15 protein-coding genes are annotated in these 22,493 nt (G+C 38.0%); 5 read left to right on the top strand and 10 right to left on the bottom strand.

Annotation, left to right across the window (positions count from 1 at the left end; all coding sequences use genetic code 11):
- The first annotated feature begins 52 nt into the window (after positions 1-52).
- On the top strand, positions 53-805 hold the full coding sequence (locus tag AC0L6O_RS01830) for a hypothetical protein (RefSeq protein WP_473305864.1): 753 nt from the start codon (positions 53-55) through the stop codon (positions 803-805).
- A gap of 171 nt (positions 806-976) precedes the next feature.
- On the top strand, positions 977-1,924 hold the full coding sequence (locus AC0L6O_RS01835) for an N-acetylornithine carbamoyltransferase (protein ID WP_473305865.1): 948 nt from the start codon (positions 977-979) through the stop codon (positions 1,922-1,924).
- A gap of 87 nt (positions 1,925-2,011) precedes the next feature.
- On the opposite strand, the gene AC0L6O_RS01840 is transcribed toward AC0L6O_RS01835, so the two are convergent.
- The 5 genes from AC0L6O_RS01840 to AC0L6O_RS01860 all read right to left on the bottom strand — a co-directional run bounded on the left by AC0L6O_RS01840 (position 2,012) and on the right by AC0L6O_RS01860 (position 10,042).
- Positions 2,012-3,871: a SulP family inorganic anion transporter gene (locus tag AC0L6O_RS01840; protein WP_473305867.1), complete on the bottom strand. Its 1,860-nt coding sequence runs from the start codon at positions 3,869-3,871 to the stop codon at positions 2,012-2,014.
- A 140-nt stretch (positions 3,872-4,011) separates the two neighbouring features.
- Positions 4,012-7,464, bottom strand: coding sequence for a pyruvate carboxylase (locus AC0L6O_RS01845; RefSeq protein WP_473305869.1), 3,453 nt, complete (start codon positions 7,462-7,464; stop codon positions 4,012-4,014).
- 163 nt (positions 7,465-7,627) lie between these two features.
- Positions 7,628-8,263, bottom strand: coding sequence for a NeuD/PglB/VioB family sugar acetyltransferase (locus AC0L6O_RS01850; protein WP_473305871.1), 636 nt, complete (start codon positions 8,261-8,263; stop codon positions 7,628-7,630).
- 7 nt (positions 8,264-8,270) lie between these two features.
- The gene (locus tag AC0L6O_RS01855) at positions 8,271-9,185 is read right to left on the bottom strand and encodes a hypothetical protein (protein ID WP_473305873.1); all 915 of its coding nucleotides are present in this window, start codon (positions 9,183-9,185) and stop codon (positions 8,271-8,273) included.
- Positions 9,182-10,042, bottom strand: coding sequence for a DUF58 domain-containing protein (locus AC0L6O_RS01860; protein WP_473305875.1), 861 nt, complete (start codon positions 10,040-10,042; stop codon positions 9,182-9,184). Before AC0L6O_RS01860 ends, AC0L6O_RS01855 begins: the two co-directional genes overlap by 4 nt.
- A 172-nt stretch (positions 10,043-10,214) precedes the next feature.
- Here AC0L6O_RS01860 and AC0L6O_RS01865 point away from each other — a divergent pair, with 172 nt between their 5' ends.
- Both AC0L6O_RS01865 and AC0L6O_RS01870 read left to right on the top strand, forming a co-directional pair.
- A complete protein-coding gene (locus tag AC0L6O_RS01865) occupies positions 10,215-10,589 on the top strand; it encodes a DUF4296 domain-containing protein (protein WP_473305876.1) in 375 nt (124 codons plus the stop codon).
- A gap of 3 nt (positions 10,590-10,592) precedes the next feature.
- Positions 10,593-11,327 (top strand): polyprenol monophosphomannose synthase, encoded by a 735-nt coding sequence (locus AC0L6O_RS01870; RefSeq protein ID WP_473305877.1) that lies wholly within the window; start codon positions 10,593-10,595, stop codon positions 11,325-11,327.
- Here AC0L6O_RS01870 and AC0L6O_RS01875 read toward each other — a convergent pair.
- The 5 genes from AC0L6O_RS01875 to AC0L6O_RS01895 all read right to left on the bottom strand — a co-directional run bounded on the left by AC0L6O_RS01875 (position 11,324) and on the right by AC0L6O_RS01895 (position 21,006).
- Positions 11,324-12,316: a Gfo/Idh/MocA family protein gene (locus AC0L6O_RS01875; RefSeq protein ID WP_473305879.1), complete on the bottom strand. Its 993-nt coding sequence runs from the start codon at positions 12,314-12,316 to the stop codon at positions 11,324-11,326. The genes AC0L6O_RS01870 and AC0L6O_RS01875 overlap by 4 nt on opposite strands.
- Positions 12,317-12,361: 45 nt before the next feature.
- Entirely contained in the window at positions 12,362-14,284 is a 1,923-nt protein-coding gene (locus tag AC0L6O_RS01880; RefSeq protein WP_473305880.1) for a T9SS type A sorting domain-containing protein, read from the bottom strand.
- A 60-nt stretch (positions 14,285-14,344) separates the two neighbouring features.
- Positions 14,345-16,561, bottom strand: coding sequence for an NADP-dependent isocitrate dehydrogenase (locus AC0L6O_RS01885; protein WP_473305882.1), 2,217 nt, complete (start codon positions 16,559-16,561; stop codon positions 14,345-14,347).
- A 174-nt stretch (positions 16,562-16,735) separates the two neighbouring features.
- Positions 16,736-19,879, bottom strand: a complete 3,144-nt coding sequence (locus AC0L6O_RS01890) for a carboxypeptidase-like regulatory domain-containing protein (protein WP_473305883.1) — start codon at positions 19,877-19,879, stop codon at positions 16,736-16,738.
- A 263-nt stretch (positions 19,880-20,142) separates the two neighbouring features.
- A complete protein-coding gene (locus AC0L6O_RS01895) occupies positions 20,143-21,006 on the bottom strand; it encodes an AraC family transcriptional regulator (protein ID WP_473305885.1) in 864 nt (287 codons plus the stop codon).
- Positions 21,007-21,110: 104 nt separating this feature from the next.
- Here AC0L6O_RS01895 and AC0L6O_RS01900 point away from each other — a divergent pair, with 104 nt between their 5' ends.
- Entirely contained in the window at positions 21,111-22,478 is a 1,368-nt protein-coding gene (locus tag AC0L6O_RS01900) for a 3-keto-disaccharide hydrolase (protein ID WP_473305886.1), read from the top strand.
- Positions 22,479-22,493 lie beyond the last annotated feature (15 nt).

The raw sequence follows: 22,493 nt of genomic DNA on the forward strand, positions 1-22,493 counted from the left end.
CTAAACGATTTTTTAAATGATTTAATAATGACATTTCAATAGATTGAACAAGATGAAAAAGGAAATCCTATTTTTCTTATGTTTTATAAGTTTCCAGCTTTCGGCTCAGCGTATTTTGCCGCAGCAGTGGTTTACTGAAAATAATTTCTCTGAGGTAGATTTTTCAGATGGAGGTCAACATAAACTTTATGGTTTAAATGACATGAAGTCTAATGTAAAAGGCGACTATTTTTGGGAAAAGGCTTTTCAAGAAGGGAAAGTTTATTTCTACCCACAGCAGCTTACTATACCTTCAGGAGAAACCTTAAGCCTAGATAGTTTGAAAGGAGTGGAGACTAGAGTCGATTTATGGAATAACAATGTAGAGTTTAAGCATGGTGAGAAAATCAAGGTTATAGAGACTTCAAGGGTTTCAAACATTTTGTGCTTGAATGAAGATAAGTCTGTTTCGCAGTTTATTAATCCTAAAGAGTTTGGAAGTGAAAATGTGAAAGGTTTTTTTGAATTATTAGGGTCTAGAGATGGCATTGCCTTCTTGCAATCAAAAGAGATAAGTATTCAAAAAGGAGATTATAATGCCGCTTTAGATGTAGGAAGTAAGGAGCCAACGGTTAATAAGATAGATCATTATTTCTTTTGGGATGGTAAAGTGCTCTCTTCCATAGATACTAAGAAAGAGGTTATGAGTATGCTGGAGGCTTTAGGAATAAACGGGAAGGAATACCTGAAAAGCTCTAAGAATAAATTAAAGCAAACAGAAGATTATAAAAAGCTAGCTCATTTCGTGTTTGAAACTGGGCGTTAATTGTAATACAGTTCTATAATGAAGCCGTTTTCTATCAATTATATATAGAAAACGGCTTTTTTGATATTATTAGCTTCGTTTTTCTAAGAAAATGAAAATTTGATTAGGAGTTCGTTCCGTCAAAAGTCGATTCTGTTAACTTTGTCGAACCATATTTATTAAAAGCACTCAATGAAACATTTTATTACCCCTTCTGATGTACCTAATATTCAAGATTTAGTAGAAGAAGGATTAGCTCAAAAGGCCGCTCCCTTAGCTAATAAAAATTTAGGGAAAGACAAGACACTTGTTCTTTTGTTTTTTAATTCAAGCTTAAGAACTCGTTTGAGTACACAAAAAGCGGGCATGAATCTAGGGATGAATGTTATTGTGATGAATGTAGGTTCTGATAGCTGGCAGCTAGAGTTTGGCGATGGTGTCAAAATGGATGGTAATAAAGCAGAGCATATCAAAGAAGCGGCAGCCGTAATAGGTCAATATGCAGACATCATAGGTGTAAGAGCCTTCGCGGGACTGACAGATGCTGAGGAAGATTATAAAGAACTGGTTTTAGAAAGCTTTAGAGCTTTGTCTGGTGTGCCTATTGTTAACTTGGAGTCGGCCACGCGTCACCCTTGTCAGTCACTGGCAGATTTGATAACCATTGAAGAATTAAAAACTAAAACGAGACCTAAAGTTGTTTTGACTTGGGCACCGCATATTAAACCTTTGCCGCAGGCAGTAGGAAACTCTTTTGCCGAATGGCTAAACCTTACAGACTACGATTTTGTGATTACAAATCCTGAGGGTTATGACTTACCAGAAGCTTACAGAGGGAATGCCACCGTGACGCATAATCAGGCGGAGGCTTTTGAAGGGGCAGACTTTATTTATGCTAAAAACTGGTCGTCTTATACCGATTACGGAAAGGTGCTCCCAGGAAATGAAGATTGGATTATCTCGGAAGATAAAATGGCACTGACAGACAATGCTAAGTTTATGCACTGTTTGCCTGTAAGAAGAGGTTTAATAGTGGAAGATGCGGTTATTGACTCAGATAACTCGGTAGTGATTCAGCAAGCTGGAAATAGAGTTTGGTCTGTACAGGCAGCTATAAAGCGTATTTTGGAGAACATATAAGACTAATTGTTCTCAGGTTCTTATACAAAGAAAATCCCCTTTCTAATCTAATTAGGAAGGGGATTCTTTTATAAAAACAAACGTATTTTAAAGGTCTACCGCTACTTTATAAGTTGGGTCTTCAATGATGTTTACATCAATGATTTCTTCCGCATTAGCCAATAGCTTTCTACAGTCTTTACTTAGGTGTTTTAGCTGCACTTTTTTGCCAGCTTTTTGATAACGTTCTGTAATCTTATTAAGAGCATCTACGCCAGACATGTCGTTTACACGGCTTTCTTTAAAGTCTATTATAACTTCTTTTGGATCTGTTAGAACATCAAACTTGTCGCCAAAAACTTGTGAAGAACCAAAAAACAGCGGTCCAAAAATCTCATAATGTTTTACACCGTTTTCATCAATAAATTTCCTTGCTCTAATTCTTTTCGCATTCTCCCAGGCAAAAACCAAAGCTGAAATTATAACACCAACAAATACTGCAATAGCTAAATCAAAGAAGACTGTGACAGCAGAAACCAGTATAAGAACAAAAGCATCTGACATTGGAATTTTTCTCAATATTCTAAAGCTAGACCAGGCAAATGTGTCAATCACCATCATAAACATTACACCTACTAGGGCTGCAATAGGTACTTGCTCTATGTATTTATCGGCAAAGAGAATAAACGTTAAAAGAGTTAAGGCCATCATTATTCCAGACAAACGTCCTCGGCCTCCTGCTTTCAGGTTTATAACCGTTTGGCCAATCATACCACAGCCACCAGTTCCGCCTAAGAAACCGCTTAAAATGTTCCCAGTTCCTTGAGCTACACACTCTCTGTTTCCGCTACCTCTTGTGTCTGTAATTTCATCTACAAGGTTCATGGTCATAAGTGTTTCTATCAGCCCCACAGATGCGGCTAGGAATGCATATGGGAAAATAAACCATAAGGTATCTAAATTGAAAGGGAGGTTACTCCACAAAGCAAAAACGTCAAGCTTATCTTTTATCTCTTTTAGCCCATTGAGGCCTTCGCCACCTCCATCTCTAATGAAACCACCTACGTTTATGGCATCAAGGTTTCCAAAAATAACGATTAAGGTAACCACCAAAATTGCGGTTAAGGCAGCTGGTATCTTCGTGGTGAGCCTAGGGAGCCCCCATACTATAAGCATGGTTAATAATACTAGGCCAATCATAATGTAGAGCTTGCTTCCTGTCAAGTAGGATTTTGAAACCCCCGCAATTTTGACTTTATAAAAGCCATCATCTTCTACGTTGTATACTACCCTTTGATTTTTTACATCAAACACTTGACCTTCAGAAATAACAAAGGTTTCTTCATTTGTCTCAGCGTTTTGAATCGAATTTCCAACGATGTTAAACAGTACGGAGTTTGAGGCAACGTCTCTAACCGAGTTACCTTCCACACTGTAGGCTAATTCGGTGTTTTCTGTATTACGCTTATTTTGGCCAAAAATATCTTTATTGTTCTCTTTGAACATGCCCAATTGTGCCATGAAAATCACAATTGCTAAACCATTCACAAATCCCATCATTACAGGGTTTGGAATCAACCGTACAAATTTCCCTAGCTTAAAGAAGCCAGCGAGCACTTGTATCACACCCATCATTACCACGGCTGCTATAAGATAAAAATACCCCATATTTTCAATAGGAGTATCCATCAGAAGGCCTTTTGCATGTCCTTTCTGAATCATATCTACAAAAATTACAGCTACAGCCCCTGCAGCACCTGAAATAAGGCCAGGTCTTCCGCCAAGTGTAGCCGCAACAATCCCAACAACGAATGCACCAAAAAGTGCTACGATAGGGCTAATTTGAGCAACAAACGCAAAGGCTACAACTTCAGGAATCATTGCAAGTGATACAGTTAGACCTGCAAGGACTTCGTTTTTGTAATCCACTTTTTGAGTAAAATCAAAAAGCTTAAATTTCTTTTTCATAAAAAGAGAGAATTTTTAATAAATACCTGACCATAAACGGTCCAAAAAATTAATCGACAGTTTTGAGGCTTATCTTAAATGAAGGTTCATTTAAATACTACCCCAAAAACTGTCGATTATTAAAGTCTAAATAATTTAACTTATGCTTTTTCTATCTCCACTACCCAGTCATCTTGTTCTACTACAGAACCCTGCTCTAACTGTACAGAGGCTACTATGCCTTCAAAAGGAGATGCCACAATAGATTCCATTTTCATGGCTTCTATTACGAATAATGGCGTGTTTTTAGCCACTTCGTCACCTTTCTTAACTAGTACTCTAGAAATACGACCTTGAAGCGGAGCTCCAATATCGCCTTCCTTACTTATTTTCTTATTGGTAGGTTTCGTCACCTTCATAGCCTTATCACGAACTTTGATTTTTCGTGTTTGACCATTCAGTTCAAAACTCACTGTTCTCTTACCTTCGTCGTCAGACTCTGAAGTGTACAGGTACCTAACTAAGATAGTTTTACCTGCTTCTATCTGAATCATGATTTCCTGATTTTGGTGCAGACCATACCAGAAAGCATGAGAAGGTATTAAACTTACATCACCATATTTCTCACGATTGGCGTGGAAGTCTTCATAAACCTTGTCGTAAAGTTTATAGGCCAAGAAATCCAAGTAACCATCCGAGTTAGGGAAGTCTATCTGGAACTGGGCAAATTCCTTTTCAAGGTCAATTGGCTCCATGTGAGCATTGGGCCTATCAGTAAAAGGCTTCACATCTTTTAAGATGATTTTCTGAAGCTCTTTAGGGAATCCTCCTGGAGGCTGACCTAGGTCTCCTCTAAAGAATCCTTTTACAGACTCAGGGAACGATAGCGTATCTCCTTTCTTGAAAATATCATCAGCATCTATGCTGTTTGATGTCATAAAGAGAGCCATATCACCTACTACCTTAGAAGAAGGTGTTACTTTCACAATGTCTCCAAGAAGGTTATTGACAATAGCGTAATTTTCTTTTAACAAGTCAAACTTGTCTCCAAGTCCTAGAGAAATTGATTGAGACTTTAAGTTTGAATATTGACCGCCAGGCATTTGATGTTCATACACCTCAGCACTTCCAGACTTAAGTCCAGACTCAAAAGGAGCATACATGGCTCTTACATCTTCCCAGTAATTAGAATACTGATTTAGTTTGTGAAGGTCTATTTCGCATTCTCTCTCGGTACCTTGTAGCATAGCCACCACCGAGTTAAAGTTAGGCTGCGAAGTCAGGCCTGATAAACCACCTAATGCACAGTCAATAATATCAACACCAGATTCTGTTGCTTTTAAATAAGTAGCAGGCTGGATAGAAGAAGTATCATGCGTATGTAAATGAACAGGAAGGTCTACGGCCTTTTTCATTTCTCTTACTAAAACCTCAGCAGTGTAAGGTTTAAGTAGACCAGCCATATCTTTTATGGCAATAATGTGAGCCCCCTCGTCTTCTAACTGACGAGCCATATCTAAATAATACTGTAAAGTATATTTTTTCTGATTTGGGTCAAGCATTTCGCCGGTGTAGCAAATCGCAGCTTCCGCCAAAGAGTTGGTACGCTCTCTAACCGTTTTGATGCTTAACTTCATAGATTCAATCCAGTTAAGTGAATCAAATATTCTGAAAACATCAACACCGTTTTCAGCAGATTTTTCAATGAAACTCTCTACAAGGTTATCAGGATAGGCCGTGTAACCCACCGCGTTAGAACCTCTAAGTAGCATTTGAAGAAGCATGTTTGGCATAGCCTCTCTAAACTCTTGTAGACGTCTCCATGGGCTCTCATAAAGAAAACGCATGGCTACATCAAAAGTAGCTCCACCCCACACTTCCATAGAAAACAGCTGCGGAAAGTTTTTAGCAAACCCTTCAGCTACTTGCAACATATCCGTAGTTCTTACTCTAGTAGCAAGAAGCGACTGGTGTCCGTCTCTAAAAGTGGTGTCTGTATATAATATCGATTTTTCGTTTTTAACCCACTGAGCAAACTTATCAGCACCCATGCTATCAAGCCTTTGCTTGTTACCGTCTGGATATGAGCTGTATGGGTCGATGATTGGAACTTTAGGAAGTTCAAAGTCGATTTTCTCTACTTTGCCTAAGGTTGGGTTTCCGTTAACTATTACGTCAGCTAAAAGTTTCATCGCTCTAGTAGAACGGTCTTTTGGCTTACGAAGCACTAAAAGGTCAGGGCGATTCTCAATGAATGAAACCCTAGCTTTACCCTTTTGAAAATCTTTATCGTTAATTACATTACTTAAGAAAGGAATGTTGGTTTTTACACCTCTAATTCTAAACTCAACCAATGCTCTTGATAATCGCTGAGCAGCACCTTTAAGGGTACGACCTCTAGCGGTTACTTTAACAATCATGGAGTCAAAGTAAGGCGAAATTTTCATGCCTGGGTAGGCACTTCCTTCGTCTAATCTTATACCAAAACCAGCAGCGTTTCTGTAGGCAATGATAGTTCCAAAGTCAGGTTTGAAGCCATTGGCTGGGTCTTCTGTAGTGATTCTACACTGGATGGCGAAGCCTTTTAAAGGTACCTCGTCTTGGTTGCGAATATAAATTCCGTTGTCAGACAGTTTGTGCCCCATTGCTATTAAAAGCTGGGTTCTAACTATATCAACACCCGTTATTTCTTCCGTAATGGTATGCTCTACCTGAATACGAGGATTTACCTCAATGAAGTAAACGTTTTCTTCTTTGTCAACTAAAAACTCTACCGTTCCAGCATTTGAATAATTTACGGCTTTACCCATTTTAATGGCGTAATCGTAAAGTTTTTGTCTTGTTTCTTGTTTTAAACCTACGGAAGGAGCTATTTCTACTACTTTTTGAAATCTACGCTGAACAGAGCAGTCTCTCTCATAAAGGTGAATAAGGTTACCATGTTTATCTCCTAAAAGCTGTACTTCTAAGTGTTTTGGTTCCAAAACAAATTTCTCAAGGAAAACTACATCATTTCCGAAGGCCGTTTTTGCTTCATTCTTAGCTTCAGAATATGCTTTAGGGAAATCTTCTGCACTATGCACTACTCGCATTCCTCTACCACCACCACCAGCTACAGCTTTCACCATCATTGGGAAGCCTATTTCTTTGGCTCTTTCTAGGGCAAATTCTGCATTTGGAATATCCTCTCTAAAGTCAGGGATTAAAGGCACACCAGCTTTTTTGGCCATATTTTTTGCAGCTACTTTATCACCTAAAGCATCCATAGCCTCAGGCTCAGGGCCTACAAAAATGATTCCTTCTGCTATACATCTCCTTACTAAAGTGACGTTTTCAGAAAGAAGGCCATATCCTGGGTGAATTCCATCAACCTTTTTGTCTTTGGCTAATTGAATAATGCCTTCAATATCCAAATAGGGTTGAAGAGCCTCATCGTTTGTGCCTATTTGATATGCCTCATCTGCCTTGTATCTGTGCAGTGAATATCTATCCTCAAAAGTATATAGAGCTACAGTGGTAATTCCCAGTTCAGATGCTGCTCGCATTATTCTGATGGCAATCTCTCCACGGTTAGCTATTAGTAATCTTTTTATTGGTTTTACGTAATCTTTCATCTAAATGGATGGGGGTAAAGTCAGTATCTCAATAGAGAATATAGCATATATAAACTCTAAAAACTAACGAATTTAGTGGTAGAGACAAAGCCAATCAATTTTTGAGACTATAATCTCAATCGAATCTTGGAATAATTCAATTTTGGTAATAGATTCTTTTAATCTATCCAATAGCCTTAGCTGGGTTGCCAAAAACTGTTGCGTTTTCTGCGACGTTTTCTATTACCACAGAACCAGCACCTACACGTGCATTTTTCCCAATAGTTATACCTGAAACTACTGTGACATTGCTACCCAAAAATGCACCTTCTTCTATTTTGGCTTCACTAGAAATAACCGAACCGCTACCTATTTCTACATAGTTTCCAATTTCGGCTTCTGCGTCTATCACGACTGATGTTCCTAAAATATTTAAGTTGCCTACTCTAGCAAAAGGCCCTACTACCGTACTTGCGGCTACTAAATTTCCATGACCAATTACGGCTTCTTCTGAAACCACTGCTGATTTATGAATGGCGTTGATGGGCATGGTCTTGCGTTTTTTATTTAGCATTTCCGCAAGGCTTTTTCTGTCGGCTTGGTTTTTAACAGCCACAAAAGCTTCTGTTTTTTTACCAATAATTTTTAGGATTCCGGCATCGTCCGTAGCACCCATAATCATAACCGTTCCTATTTCAGTATTATGAAGTTCCGTTTTGTCATCTAATATGCCATAAATGAGCACATTGTTCTCATTAAATATATCGAGAGCTATTTTTCCTAAGGTGCCAGCACCAAAAATTATAACGGGATTGTCCATATTGATTTTAATATAAATTTTTAAGCTGGTTTTTATAAGCCAGTCTTCTTTCTCTAAAACGTTCTTTACTGTATGAATAAAGAATTTGCAAAGCTAGTGGGATTCTCTCAGAGTTTTGACCTCCAAAAAGACTAGTTTCAATTTCTCTAATGGCTAAACCCACTTTTTGCCCAGATACCTTTTCAATTTCTACGGAAGACAGGGAGTCAAATGGTTTTTTCTCCATCCATTTCATTTGGTTTCGCCAAAGACCCAAAACCTGTTCTAGGTTTTCAGGGTTTAGGTCGGACTTCATTAGGTTCAGGAAGTTCTTATTATAAACATTTTGTTTTTCTTGAAACCGATAAAGAAGTATTTGTTTTTTGATTTGATTTTGAAAAATCAAAGCCAACAGAGCCAGTAGGGTTAGTATTCCAAAAAAGATAAGTAGCCCAATGGAGAGCATTTTGTTTTCCTTCTTTTTTATGAAATCTGCAGAAGAAACAAGAAGCCTGTCTTTCAGCAAGCTGTCTGAGACTAACTCTTGAAAGAATAAGCTGTCCGTATTTGACCAGAAGGCAGTACTATCGTTTTCAACAAATGTCCAAACTGGAAGTTTGAGGGTTTGGATTTTGTCAACATTAAAAGTCCTAAGTGTATAAATAACACTATCTACACTTGTGGAGTCTTTGGTATGTGTAGGGAAGAAAACGTAGTTTTTTAATTCGAATGGCTTAAAGTAAATCGCCTTATTTGGGAAAAAGACGTCGCTTTTAGCATTGTGCCTATAGGTTAAGGAAACCTTTATGTCTTGACCAACATTGGCATTTTTTGAGATAAAGTTTATACTTGGATTTTGACCAAAGGTGGCTATGGAAAAAGTACCTATCAAAGTCCAAATTCTTAAAAAAGTAAGGGGATATTTAAAGTTTGATATTATCACTTTCTTACTCTGAATAGTTCAACAAGTCTTGGTATAAAATCTTCGGTAGACGAAATAGACAGGTAAGAAGCGTTATACTGCTTACAAAGCTTTTCTAAAGTGTTCTTACTGTCGTTAAATGACTGCTTCATTCCCTTTTGAAACTTTCTAGAAGATGTATTTACCCATCTCAAGGTGTTGTTTTCTGTATCTTGAATTGGAATTAGCCCCAATTCAGGCAAGTTCACTTCTCTGTCGTCATATAAATGTAAAACCACTAAGTCGTGTTTTTTTGCAAGTGCCTTGAGGTTGTCTTGGTAGCCTTCGTCCTGAAAATCGGAAATCATGATGATAACGCTTTTCCTTTTAAGAATATTTAAAGTAAAACGAATGGCTTCTGTAATATCTGTTTTGAATGATTTTGGAATAACCTGAAATAGTTTCAATATGAAGTTGTAGGCGTGTTTCATGCCGTTATCAGGCTTAAGATAAAGCTCCTTTTGGTCTGTGAAACAGTATAAACCAACGTGACTAGACTCTTTTATGGCAGATAATGCCATAACGCCACAAATCTCTTTTGCTCTGTCAATTTTAGCTCTTCCGTGTTCGCCTACTTGCTGCGATGCACTCATATCAAGCAAGAAAAAGACGGTTTGCTCTTTCTCCTCTTTAAAAATTTTGACGTAAGCTCCGTGACCTTTTGCGGTGGTAATCCAGTCAATAGTTCTTACATCGTCGCCGTATTGATATGTTCTCAAATCGGCAAATTCCAAACCGGTTCCCTTAAAAATAGAGCTAAAATTACCGTGCATTTGAGAGTTGACGGCTTTTCTAATTCTAATTTCATATTTGTCCAGTCTGGAAAATATCTTTTTCACGCGGTATTAAGCTTTTTTATAATCTGCTTTATTATTAAGAATGCAGGCATTGATTACTTTTGTTGAGCAAAGTTAGTGGGTTTATCTGAAATTCGCTTTTAAGATAAGAGTGCTTAAGTCTTAAATTCTTTGGAGTCTTTAATGTGTTGTTTATTAATCAGTTACAATTAAGGTGAGTTTGAAAATTATCAAGGTACTAGTTTTGGCATTATTTTTCACGAGTTGTGGTAATGAGGATGCTCCAGAAAATCTGATTTCAGAAGAGGTTATGGTAGATTTGATTTCCCAAACACATATTTTAGAGTCAAAGGTGGGTAGAATGAACCTAAACAGTTATGATTCGGCTCATGTGGCATTTCAGTACCTTCAAAAGAGGCTTTGGGAAGAGAAGGGAGTGGATTCTCTGCAGTATAATGAGAGTTATGAGTATTATGCCAAGTACCCAAAGCTCTTTACCGAGATTTATCAAAAGGTAGAAGACAATCTGGAGGCCATGGAAAACGAGGCGAAAGACATAGAAACGGCAGAACCAATTTCGAAAGAATAAAGCATGATAGAAGAGAATTTAGTTATCATACCTACGTATAATGAAAAGGAGAACATTGAGGCCATAATTCTTAAGGTCTTCAGTCTTTCTGTACCTTTTCACGTGCTTATTGTGGATGATGGCTCTCCGGACGGCACTGCTGATATTGTAAAAAAATTGCAGCAAAAGTATCCTGAAGAACTTCATTTAGAAGAGCGTGCAGGGAAGCTAGGTTTGGGCACGGCTTACATTCATGGATTTAAATGGGCTTTAGCGAGAAGCTATCAGTTTGTTTTTGAAATGGATGCCGATTTTTCACATAATCCAGATGACTTAGTTCGACTTTACAATTCTTGTAAAATAGACGGGAATGATATGTCTATTGGTTCTAGGTACATTTCTGGCGTAAATGTGGTAAACTGGCCTATAGGACGCGTGTTAATGTCTTATTTTGCTGGGGTTTATGTTCGTTTTTTGACACGAATGCCTTTTATGGATCCTACTGGTGGCTTTGTTTGTTATACCAGAAAGGTTTTGGAAACTATTCCGCTAGATAAAATCACGTTTGTGGGTTATGCATTTCAGATAGAAATGAAGTTTAACGCCTATCTCTACAAATTTAAAGTGCACGAAGTGCCTATTATTTTTACAGACCGTACCAAAGGCACCTCAAAAATGTCGTCAGGCATTTTCAAGGAAGCCATCTTTGGTGTGGTAATAATGAAAATATGGAGCTGGTTTAAAAAGTTCGAGCGTTAAGCTGGCTCATCTGTTTTATACTGTATACCTGCTTCTTTTCTGGTTTTATCTAATAATCTTATCAGTTTTAAGCTTTGTGAAAGAGGCCATAAGTCAGACTGTGTTTTTCCTTTTCTAAGGCAGTCATTCACTTCTTCTATCTCAGAATCGTAGCCGAAAGTTTCTCTTGGGAACTTGAAAACTTGTGGTTCGCCTTCGTTCGGGATGAATTCTATTTCTTTTGTTTCATGAAACTTAGTTTTCATCACAATGCGTCCTTCTGTACCGAAAATAGTTGCCTCTACATTAGTTGGTGCCCCAAAAGTGCAACTTAACTTGGCTATGGCATTATTGTCGTATTTGTATATGAAGGCTGTGGTTTCATCTACACCTGTAGGACCTTGGGTAGAAGTGGCTAAAATGCTGGAAGGATAATCCAAAATCAACAGCGATAAAAAGGCTGGGTAGATGCCGATATCTAAGAATGCACCGCCGCCATATTCAGGATTTAAAACCCTTCTTTCAGGTAGAAATGGTGGAATAAAGCCAAAGTCTGCTTGAAGTAACTTTATGTCACCCAAAGCTTTTGATGCTATAATTTCAAGGACTTTTTTAGTGCTAGGCAAAAAACGAGTCCAAAGAGCTTCCATTAAGAAGGTTTCTTTTTCTTTTGCCAAATCAATCATTTCTTGTACCTCTTGCTCATTCATGGCAAATGGCTTTTCGCAAAGAGCCGCTATACCTTTATTTAGGCAGAGTTTTGTGCATTCAGCATGACTGGTGTGAGGTGTTGCTATGTAAATAGCATCTAATTCTGGTGTATTAAAGATTTCCTCATAAGAGCCATAGGCGTGGGCGGCATCATATCTTTTGCCAAAATCTGTTGCTCTTTCGATAGAGCGTGAAGCTACGGCTACTAGTTTTGCGTTTTTTACGGTAGCTAAATCTGATGCAAATTTCTCTGCTATTCTACCTATTCCAATAATTCCCCAGTGAATTGTCTTGCTCATTAAATGTTCTTTTTTGAACATCTAATTTATGAGAAAAATACGAGATTATTTTTTTATAAAACGCTTTGTTAGGCTTTGCTCTTTGGTATCAACCTTAATGAGGTATGCTCCAGGGTTTAAGGCCTGAAGGTTTAATAGCCAACCATTCTGGTTTGAGTAAGTATTTTCTGTTTTTTGTGAAACACCAGCAATGTTAAATATAGTTATAGACGCTTCTAGGTCAAAAATGGAAAGAACTGCTTTTTCATCAGTAGGGTTTGGGTACAAAGAAATGGCAGTTGTTTCCGGAGCTAGTGCCAATGGGATGTTTTGAATTAATAAGCTAGGTCCTATATATGCTTTGCCATTGGTGCCGTAATATTTAAGGCGATAGTAGTTTGCCCCTAACCTTAACTGAGGGTCTAGGTAACTATAGTTTTTTCTACTGCTACTATTTCCGGAAATTGAAAATGTTTGAAGCGGGATAAATGAGGTGTTATCTGCACTCTTTTCTACCACAATAGATTTGGCAGAAGACTCATAATTAGTTCTCCAAGAGAGTTCTCCTTGGTTATCTAGGTTTCTGAAACCTCTAAAATCTGTAATTTCAATAGGTGTGGGTTCACCCAGCATTAATAGCCAAAAGTCGTTTTCGCCATTGTTTTTTGATACGTCTTCAGAAGAACTGCGGCTTACGCCAGCAATAGCCCATGTCTCGTTGCTTAGGGCAATTCCTCCTCGACCTACGTCTAAGTCTTCTCCACCGTACTGTCCTGCATTAATAATTTGGCCGGACGAGCTTACCGTAAGCGTTAGTATATCTGTGAGTGGGCCTTTTGACGTTACTCCTGTAAGCCTAGAATCACTTGTTCCAAGAGCTAGATAGTTGCTATTACCGCTATAAACGATGTCATAAAGGTTGTCGTTACTCTCTCCACCATAGGGTGTTTTCCATCGCAGGTTTCCGTTTGTGTCTATTTCAAATAGGTAGGCATCTTTATTTCCAAAACTTGAATTGATTGAACCTTGGTTAGAGCTGGTTTCACCCACTAAAACAAAGCCTGTTTTTTGATGGTTTTCAATGAGTCCGTGAAGTGCATCAATGTTATTTCCTCCCCAAGCTTTTTGCCAAAGTAAATTGCCATTTTTGTCTGTTCTTACAGCAAAAAAATCTAGGTTCCCGTTTCCTGCACCAGCTATTTGGGTTGAGTTAGAGGTAGTGCTACCCACCATCTGTACGTCGCCATTAGAAGCTATTGCGATATTAGAAAGCTGTTCGTCAAAATCGCTACCAAATATTTTTTGCCAAAGTGTGTCTCCTGTTGGGGTTAACTTTGTTAGGTAAAACTGCTTTGCTTTATATGGCGAAGAGCCTATTTCATGTGTTCCTCCTATGTATATGAATCCGTCTTTTGATACCGCTACCGCGGGTTTTGAAAAAGTGCTGGCGTAATGATAAGTGTCTTCTGTAAATCTCCTTCCTCCCGGGATTATTCGCGTGGAAACCAGGTTGCCATCTTCTTTTATTCTAATCATTAAGATGCCGCCATTGGTTCCGTTATAGTTTGCATCGCCATTAGTAGATTTGGTGGAGCCAACTATTACATATTCGCCATTTGATGTTTTTGCTATGCTGGTAGCTTCATCGTCATCCGAACCACCAAAGGTTTTAGACCATACCAAGCTTCCGCTTTGATTTAGCTTTACTGCCCAAAAATCGCTTCCGCCATTTCCTCTAGCCCCATTAGATGCTCCTACATCAAAACTGTTTTTTGAATGCGTGGAGCCCACCATGATAATGCCATTGTCAGAAGTTTTTATAAGGTCATTTGCAGCATCATCTTCATCACCACCAAAAGAGTGCTGCGATGTAATGCTGTAAGTCTGGGAAAATACGTAAGGGCTTATTGATAGAGCAAGAGCTGTCAATAAGCATTTATAAGAAATCATCAAGCAAGAATATGTTTTATAGATTAATACAAAATTCATGCCTATAAAAAAGCCCTGATTGCGGAGCAATCAGGGCTAGACTAAATAATAAGGAGCTTCTTAAAGAGAAGCGATAATGCCGTTCAATGTAGCACTAGGTCTCATTGCTGCTGATGTTTTATCATCAGATGGGTGGTAATATCCGCCCATGTCAATAGCCTTACCTTGAACTGTATTTAATTCTTCTACAATACTAGACTCATTAGCCCCGAGTTTTGAAGAGATATCAGTAAAGAGAGCTTGAAGATCTTTATCTTCTGTTTGGTTTGCTAAGGCCTCTGCCCAGTACATAGCAAGGTAAAAATGGCTTCCTCTGTTATCTAATTCTTTAACTTTCCTAGAAGGAGATTTTCTATTCAAAAGTAATTTCTCAGTAGCGTTATCTAAAGTTTCACCCAAGATTCTCGCTTTCTGGTTATTGTCTTTTTCGCCTAAGTGGTCTAAAGAAACTGCGATGGCTAAAAACTCTCCTAGAGAATCCCATCTTAAATGGTTTTCTTGTACAAACTGCTGAACGTGTTTTGGGGCAGAACCACCAGCACCAGTTTCAAACAATCCGCCACCATTCATTAATGGTACAATGGAAAGCATTTTAGCAGAAGTACCAACCTCTAAAATTGGGAATAGGTCTGTTAAGTAATCTCTTAACACGTTTCCAGTTACAGATATAGTGTCTTCTCCTTTGATGATTCTCTCTAAAGAAAAACGAGTGGCATCTTTAGGAGACATTATTTTAATCTCTAAGCCAGTAGTATCGTGATTTGGAAGGTATTTGTTTACTTTCTCAATTAACTGTGCATCGTGAGCTCGGTTTTTATCTAACCAAAAGATGGTTGGTGTACCTGTAGCTCTTGCTCTATTTACAGCTAGTTTAACCCAGTCCTGAATAGGTGCATCTTTAGCTTGACAAGCTCTCCAGATGTCACCAGCTTCTACAGCATGCTCCATAAGTGTTGCACCGCTTGCGTCAATAACTTTTACAACACCGTCAGTAGGTATTTCAAATGTTTTGTCATGCGAGCCGTACTCTTCTGCTTTTTGAGCCATTAGGCCAACGTTAGAAACGCTACCCATTGTAGTAGGGTCAAGAGCACCATTCTTTTTGCAGAATTCGATAGTTTCTTCATAAACAGAAGCATAGCTACTATCTGGAATAACTGCTTTAGTATCTTGTTGTTTTCCAGCGGCATTCCACATTTGACCTGATGTTCTTATCATGGCAGGCATAGAAGCGTCAATGATAACATCACTAGGTACATTAAGGTTGGTAATTCCTTTGTCAGAATTAACCATTGCTAAAGCAGGACCATTTTCATAGCACGCCTGAATGTCAGTCTCAATTGCTGCCTTTTCAGCTGCAGGAAGTTCAGAGATTTTATTAAGTAAATCGCCAAAGCCATTATTTACATCAACACCAAGCTTTTCAATAGTGTCAGCATATTTTTCAAATACTGGTTTGAAGAAAACCTTTACAGCATGTCCAAAAATGATAGGGTCAGACACCTTCATCATGGTTGCTTTCATGTGAAGCGAGAAAAGAACGTTCTTCGCTTTTGCGTCAGCTATTTGTTCTGATAAAAAGCTAATTAAAGCTTTTTTGCTCATTACTGTGCTATCTAAAATTTCTCCAGCTAGTAAAGAAATTTTGTCTTTTAAAACAGTTACAGAACCATCTTTGGCAACTAACTCAACTTTTACATCTGTGGCAGTTGGTACGGTAACAGATTTTTCATTGGAGCAGAAATCGCCTGAGCTCATGGTGGCTACGTGTGTAGCAGAGTCTGTAGACCAAGCCCCCATGCTATGTGGGTTGTTTTTTGCGTAAGTTTTAACTGCTTTTGGTGCTCTTCTGTCTGAGTTACCTTCACGAAGTACAGGGTTTACCGCACTTCCTTTAAGTTTACTATATTTTGCAAAAACAGCTTTTTCTTCGTCTGTTTTTGGCTCTTCAGGATAATCTGGAAGAGCATATCCTTGAGACTGTAATTCTTTTATTGCTGCTTCTAGTTGAGGAACCGAAGCCGAAACGTTTGGCAATTTGATAATATTAGCTTCTGGTGATTTTGCTAATTCTCCCAATTCAGCTAGATCGTCGCTTTGTCTTTGGTCTTCTTTTAAGTACTCAGGGAAAGCAGATAAAATTCTAGCAGCCAACGAAATGTCTCTAGTTTCTACAGCTACACCAGCCTTAGAAGTAAAAGCTTTTATAATTGGAAGTAAAGAGTAGGTCGCTAAAGCAGGTGCTTCATCGGTTATGGTATAAATGATTTTTGACATGAATTGTTAGTTTTAAGTCTTTTATGGTCTTCGGCCATATATAATAGAACAATGTTCTCTCTTGAAAAGAGGTGCAAAGATAAGAATTTTGACGCAAACTTTAACCAAAAAAAGAGTTCTCGGAAACCGAGAACTCTTTATGCACAATATTAAGTTTTGTCAATTAAATCTTAATTAGTTTAATAGCTCATCAAATGTTAATGAAACATAATACATAGAACCTACAGATGGGCTACCAAAAGCCTGAATGTAAGGTTTGCCACCTATGTTAGAACCTCCAATTTTAACAATAGACTTGATAGAAGAAAGCTTGTAGCTAACTTGTGCATCTATGTTATTAACTACAGGTACTTGCGTGTTTTGATATCTTGCTAAGCTAGAGTTTGTAGGAACGCCAAAGCTTGACTCCCAAGTGAACTCATCTTGGTGTCTGAAGTTGATATTAAATCCAAAGTCATTTCCTGGAGCAATTCTTCTTCCAAAGCTTAAGTTATAACGATATGCAGGTGTGTTAAAACCTGACGATTGTAATTCATCTGAAGGAGTGAAACCTTGAAGCTGATTAAACGCGATGTTACCACCAATCGTGAACCTGTTTGGTAATGAATAATCTAACTGTGCAGCCCAACCTTGAACGGTAATTTCTTGAGAAGTATTAGCTGGTCTAGAGTATGCTAGCCTTGTACTTGCACTAGCCACACCAGATTCTACAGGAAGGCCCGGGCCAGCAGCGGCTATTGGAACAATTACAGAAGTTGTACCTATGAAATTTGTGTACTTACTGTAATAGTAATAAGCGTCAACTAGTAGTTTTTTGCCTATTATACCTTTATAGCCGATTTCGTAAGAAACAATCTTTTCAGGCTGAAGTTGCTTATATTGATATTTTGGTAAAGCTTCTGCAGCGTAAGCAGCACTTACCTGACTCGCTACCTCCGTTACTTTTTCTGTCACTACAGCCTCAACACCACCAGCGATTGTTGCTGCAATTTCAGGGCTGCTCATTTGAGCTGTTACGCCAGCAATGATTGCCGCTTCTGCATTCTCTGGAGCTATTTGACCAGCTTGAACTGCAGCTTGAACTTGAGCTGTAACTCCTGCAGTTACTTGCTCTTGAACAGCGGCTATTACTCCCTGTTGAATTAAAGGAATACTAGGAGTCACTGCCGCTATGCCATAATTAGTAGCTTTCTCAGTAATAGATGCTAACTGTGCATCTGAAAATTGGAACTGACCTGTGGCTAAAGCGGTAAGCGTTACTAAAGAAACTCCATTACCTAAGTTATATCTGTCATTAAACTCTGGCAAGCCACCAATCAATGTTCCTGAAGGTGTTGCTAAGTCAATGTACTGATTTTGTGTAGTAGGAATTCTAAAGCCTTGCTGTACAGAAAGACGAATGTTAGAGTTTCCAAAAGAAGTTACTGCAGAGAACCTTGGACTAAATTGACCTTCAAAATTTTCATTTTTATCATATCGCATAGAAGCAGTAAGCTTTAAGTGATCGTTAAATACACTTTTTGCCACTTGTGCAAAAGCACCCCACTCATTAATTGGAATACTTCCCGTTCTTCCATCTTTGGTATCGGCAAATAATGTTCCGTTAGAGCGTAAGTCGTATTGACGATAATTAGCACCTACTAAAACATCCATGAAAGTTATTTCATTTTTGAAATTGTAGACACCATCAAGATGATACATGTTGGTTTTCTCTGAAAAAGCACCACCAGTAATTCCGTCGTTATCAACATCTGCGATGGCTTCGTTTCTATACGTTTCATATAAAGTATTGTATTCGCTAGAACCAGAAACTGGAAGGTTCCTGTCTGCATAAGCTCTTGCAGCAGCATGTGAAGCGGCATCAGCAGCTCCTCCTAATTTACCTGTAAGGAAACCTTGAAGGTATTCGCCAAACCAGTTTGCATGAGGACTAACACTATTTAACATGCCAACAGCTGCAAGACCTGCAAAATAAGAATCACCAGATCGTTCTTGCGTAGTGTAACCTCTTAGCATAAAGTTATCACCTTTCAGTTCTAATTTATACTGAGCCAAATTGAAGTTTCTTAGTGAGTATCTACCTGTTCCAGTATAAACGGTGGTACCATAACCATAGTTAAACTGACCAATTGCTTCTATTTTGTCATTAAGTCTGTAATGTAGTGCTAGGTTTGTTTTAAAACTCTTAGTTCCATAGTCTACCATGTCCCTTTCAATAAAGCCTGTTCTACTTACATTGGTATTAGGCACTAAACCAGCATCTAAGGCTCCTTGTAATTGACCTTTAAAAGCGTCAGGTACTGCAGGGCTAGCTAAAAGGCCATTTGCCACAGTTGTCATATTTGCTTGAACTTCATCGCCATAAATATTAATGGCATCTGTTTCGTAAGGATTTCCTGAAGCAGCGTTTAGGTTAGTATAGTCGGTAGCTTGCCAGTCGTCAGCTGTTAGGTAAGATAAGTTTACTTTAAAGGCCCATTTGTTGTTAAAAGCTTTCGCATATCTTATAGTAGCATCATAAAAAGGCGTTGTTTTTTTGTCTCTATTGTCTGCTACCATAATACCTGTTTTCACATTGGCACTTAAGCCTTGGTATAAAAATGGACTTTTAGAATTCATTAGAATAAGACCATTGATGGCATTTGGGCCATATAAAGCAGATGCTGCTCCTGGTAGCACCTCAACACTTTCTAAATCAAGTTCGGGAATACCAATGATATTATCCATTGGGAAGTTAAGCCCCGGAGCAGAGTTGTCCATTCCGTCGATCATCTGAACTGTTCTTGGATTACCCGTAGCTCCAAAACCTCTCATATTGATAGATTTGAATAAAAGACCTTGCGTGGTCATGTCTATTCCTTTCATGTTGGCTAAGCCTTCATAAAAACTAGCAGAGGCATTTTGCTGAATGGCTCTTATGTCCATTTTTTCTACGGTCACTGGCGACTTCATAACACTTTCTTCTACTCTAGAAGCGGCTACTACCACCTCTTGACCTAGAAGAGATTGCTCATCAAGAGAAATCTGGAGTTTCGTGTTATCACTTGTGATTTGTATTTCCTGCGTTTGGAAACCAAGGTAACTCACCACAATTTCAAAAGGGGTAGGAGTAGAGGTATTAAGCTCAAACTCGCCTTTGATATCTGTAATGGTTCCAATGATCTTTCCTTTAACCTGAACACTCACCCCTATAAGCGGCTCTTTTGTCTCGGCGTCGGTGATGATACCCGTAATAGTACTTTGGGCATTTGTGGTAAAAGCTGCCAGAAATAGCAAAAAAGCTATTGGCGTAAACTTTTGAAGGATAAGTTTAGACATATTTCAGTTTTTAATTTATTGATAAAGTAATTTTTTGCTGGCTAGAATACTACAAATCAAATAGTATTATTATTCAATTCAAACTAAAAATTATGATATTTTTTATTCAGCGGGCAGTTTGAAGAGATTATTGGGGTATTCTAAGCTATAGCCATCTAAAGTTTGGCTATAAACTGCTATTGAATAATACGTATAAGTCAGAAGAGATGTGGAAGCTGCTACTTTGTATCAAGCAGGTTATAAGCGATTTACTAAGGCTTGTCTTAAGATAAAAAACGAGAACGGTAGTTTAATGGAGTTGTGTTTTTGACGCTCTTAAATTGTCTATTGAAATTGGAAAGATTATTAAAGCCACTTTCAAAAGAAACCTCCGAAACGCTATGTTTGTCTTTTTGAAGTAGTTTACAGGCGTGCTCAATTCTTATTTCTGTTAAAAAGGTACTGAAAGTTTTGCGGGTTCGCTTTTTAAAATATCTACTAAAAGCGGATTCGCTCATGCTTGCCAATCCAGCAATTTCATGAAGTTTGATGTCTTGCTTAAAGTTTTGCATGACATATTCAAAAACTTTTTTGATTCTGTCGGAGTCTACATGGTTGTTTAAATAAATAGGGTCAGAGGTTAAAAATTTAAAGTCTTTGGTTCTGCTCATTTTATTTAAAATAGAAAGGAGAGCAATGAGCCTGTCCATGTTTTCTTTTTCAGAAAGACCTAATAAGTCGTCTTCTAATTCTTCTGCAAAACGTTTACCAAATTGTACCCCTCTTTTACAATTATCTAAAAGCTGTTTTATGAGAAGATTTTCTGGTGCCTCTAAAAATGAGGTTCCAAGAAAGTCTTCGTTAAAGTGAATGACTAAAGATTTAGCTCGCAGTCCAGAGTTTTCTTTATAATACTCTGGCGTATTTTTATAATAGTGTGGTAAGTAAGAGCCAATCATAGCCAAATCTCCTGGCTCAAAATCTGATATGCTGCTACCGATGTACTTTTCACCAACACTTTTTTGCATAAACACTATTTCTACTTCTGGATGATAGTGCCATGGTGTAGGGAAAAAAGCCGCTTCTTGATCAAAAATATTGAAAGAATAATCAGACGGCGTTGATATTTTTAATAATTGTGGCTTCACTTTTTAAGTATATTTTGTCCAAAAATACTACTAAATAGTAATAATAGTATTAGATTTCCCTTACTTTTGTTACATAATATCATATTAAATCAAATAATAGTTCAATGAAAGCATTTAGTACAAGCATGGTTTACGTGCTTTTGAGTTGCCTTAGCTTTAGTTCTTTGGCCCAAAAAGCATCAAAAGATGGTTGGATAACCCTATTCAACGGAAAAAATTTAGACGGCTGGAATCAAAAAAACGGAGAAGCCAAATACACTGTAGAAAATGGTGAAATAGTAGGAACAACAGTAGCCAACACGCCAAACTCTTTTTTATGTACCAATAAAGAATACGGCGATTTCATTTTTGAAGTAGACTTAAAGGTAGCTGAAGAAATGAATTCTGGTGTTCAGTTCAGAAGCTTGTCTTCTCCAGATTATAATAAAGGGAGAGTACATGGATATCAAATGGAGGTAGATCCATCTGACAGAGCATGGTCTGGTGGAATTTATGATGAAGCTAGAAGAGGCTGGCTTTATATTCCAAACATGAATGAGCCAGCAAAGAAGGCTTTCAAACATAATGACTGGAATACGTATAGGATAGAGGCTATTGGTTCTGTACTAAGAACATGGGTAAATGGAGTGCCGGTTTCTCACCTTATTGATGAAGAAACAGCTGCTGGGTTTATTGCCCTTCAGGTACATGGTATAGGCTCTAGCGACAGAGCAGGAAAGCAAATAAAATGGCGTAACATCAGAATAAAGACAGAGAATTTAGTTGCTAGTCCTTATGATGAGGTTCCTGTAGTAAACTTGATTGACAATAATCTTTCAGCACAAGAAGAAAACCAAGGGTATAAATTACTTTTTGATGGAAAAAGTTTTGACGGCTGGAGAGGTGTTAATAGAAAAGACATGACTGGTAAAAGATGGTCTGTAGATGATGGTAACATCATGATTAGTAAGTCTGATGGTTCTGAAACAGGAAATGATATTGTTACTACAGAAAACTATGGTGCTTTTGAGTTAGTGTTTGATTTTAAATTGACACCAGGTGCAAACTCAGGTGTAAAGTATTTTGTGAACGAAGATTTTGATGCAGGCGGAAAGTCTGGAATAGGTCTTGAGTTTCAAGTATTAGATGATGTACTTCACCCAGATGCTAAAATGGGAGTGGTTGGTAATAGAACATTGGCCTCTTTATATGATTTGATTCCATCTACAAAGGTTGATAAGCGTTTTCAAAGAAAAATTGGTGAGTGGAATCAGGGAAGACTAGTAGTAATGCCAAACAACACTGTTCAACACTGGTTAAACGGCTATAAAGTGGTAGAGTACGAAAGAAAGAGCAATATTTTCAATGCTTTAGTAGCTAGAAGTAAATATGCTAAGTATGAAAACTTTGGTACGGCAGACGAAGGTCCAATCTTGCTTCAAGATCATGGAGATGAAGTAAGGTTTAAAAATCTTAAAATTAGAAAACTGTAATATTCTTATTTAATA

The organism is Arcticibacterium sp. GJ41-1 (assembly GCF_055808875.1).

What these genes read in the sequence shown, in the direction of transcription:
- AC0L6O_RS01830 (WP_473305864.1), top strand. Translation starts at nt 53, where the DNA reads ATGAAAAAGGAAATCCTATTTTTCTTATGTTTTATAAGTTTCCAGCTT.
- AC0L6O_RS01835 (WP_473305865.1), top strand. Translation starts at nt 977, where the DNA reads ATGAAACATTTTATTACCCCTTCTGATGTACCTAATATTCAAGATTTA.
- AC0L6O_RS01840 (WP_473305867.1), bottom strand. Translation starts at nt 3,871, where the DNA reads ATGAAAAAGAAATTTAAGCTTTTTGATTTTACTCAAAAAGTGGATTAC.
- AC0L6O_RS01845 (WP_473305869.1), bottom strand. Translation starts at nt 7,464, where the DNA reads ATGAAAGATTACGTAAAACCAATAAAAAGATTACTAATAGCTAACCGT.
- AC0L6O_RS01850 (WP_473305871.1), bottom strand. Translation starts at nt 8,263, where the DNA reads ATGGACAATCCCGTTATAATTTTTGGTGCTGGCACCTTAGGAAAAATA.
- AC0L6O_RS01870 (WP_473305877.1), top strand. Translation starts at nt 10,593, where the DNA reads ATGATAGAAGAGAATTTAGTTATCATACCTACGTATAATGAAAAGGAG.
- AC0L6O_RS01875 (WP_473305879.1), bottom strand. Translation starts at nt 12,316, where the DNA reads ATGAGCAAGACAATTCACTGGGGAATTATTGGAATAGGTAGAATAGCA.
- AC0L6O_RS01880 (WP_473305880.1), bottom strand. Translation starts at nt 14,284, where the DNA reads ATGAATTTTGTATTAATCTATAAAACATATTCTTGCTTGATGATTTCT.
- AC0L6O_RS01885 (WP_473305882.1), bottom strand. Translation starts at nt 16,561, where the DNA reads ATGTCAAAAATCATTTATACCATAACCGATGAAGCACCTGCTTTAGCG.
- AC0L6O_RS01890 (WP_473305883.1), bottom strand. Translation starts at nt 19,879, where the DNA reads ATGTCTAAACTTATCCTTCAAAAGTTTACGCCAATAGCTTTTTTGCTA.
- AC0L6O_RS01900 (WP_473305886.1), top strand. Translation starts at nt 21,111, where the DNA reads ATGAAAGCATTTAGTACAAGCATGGTTTACGTGCTTTTGAGTTGCCTT.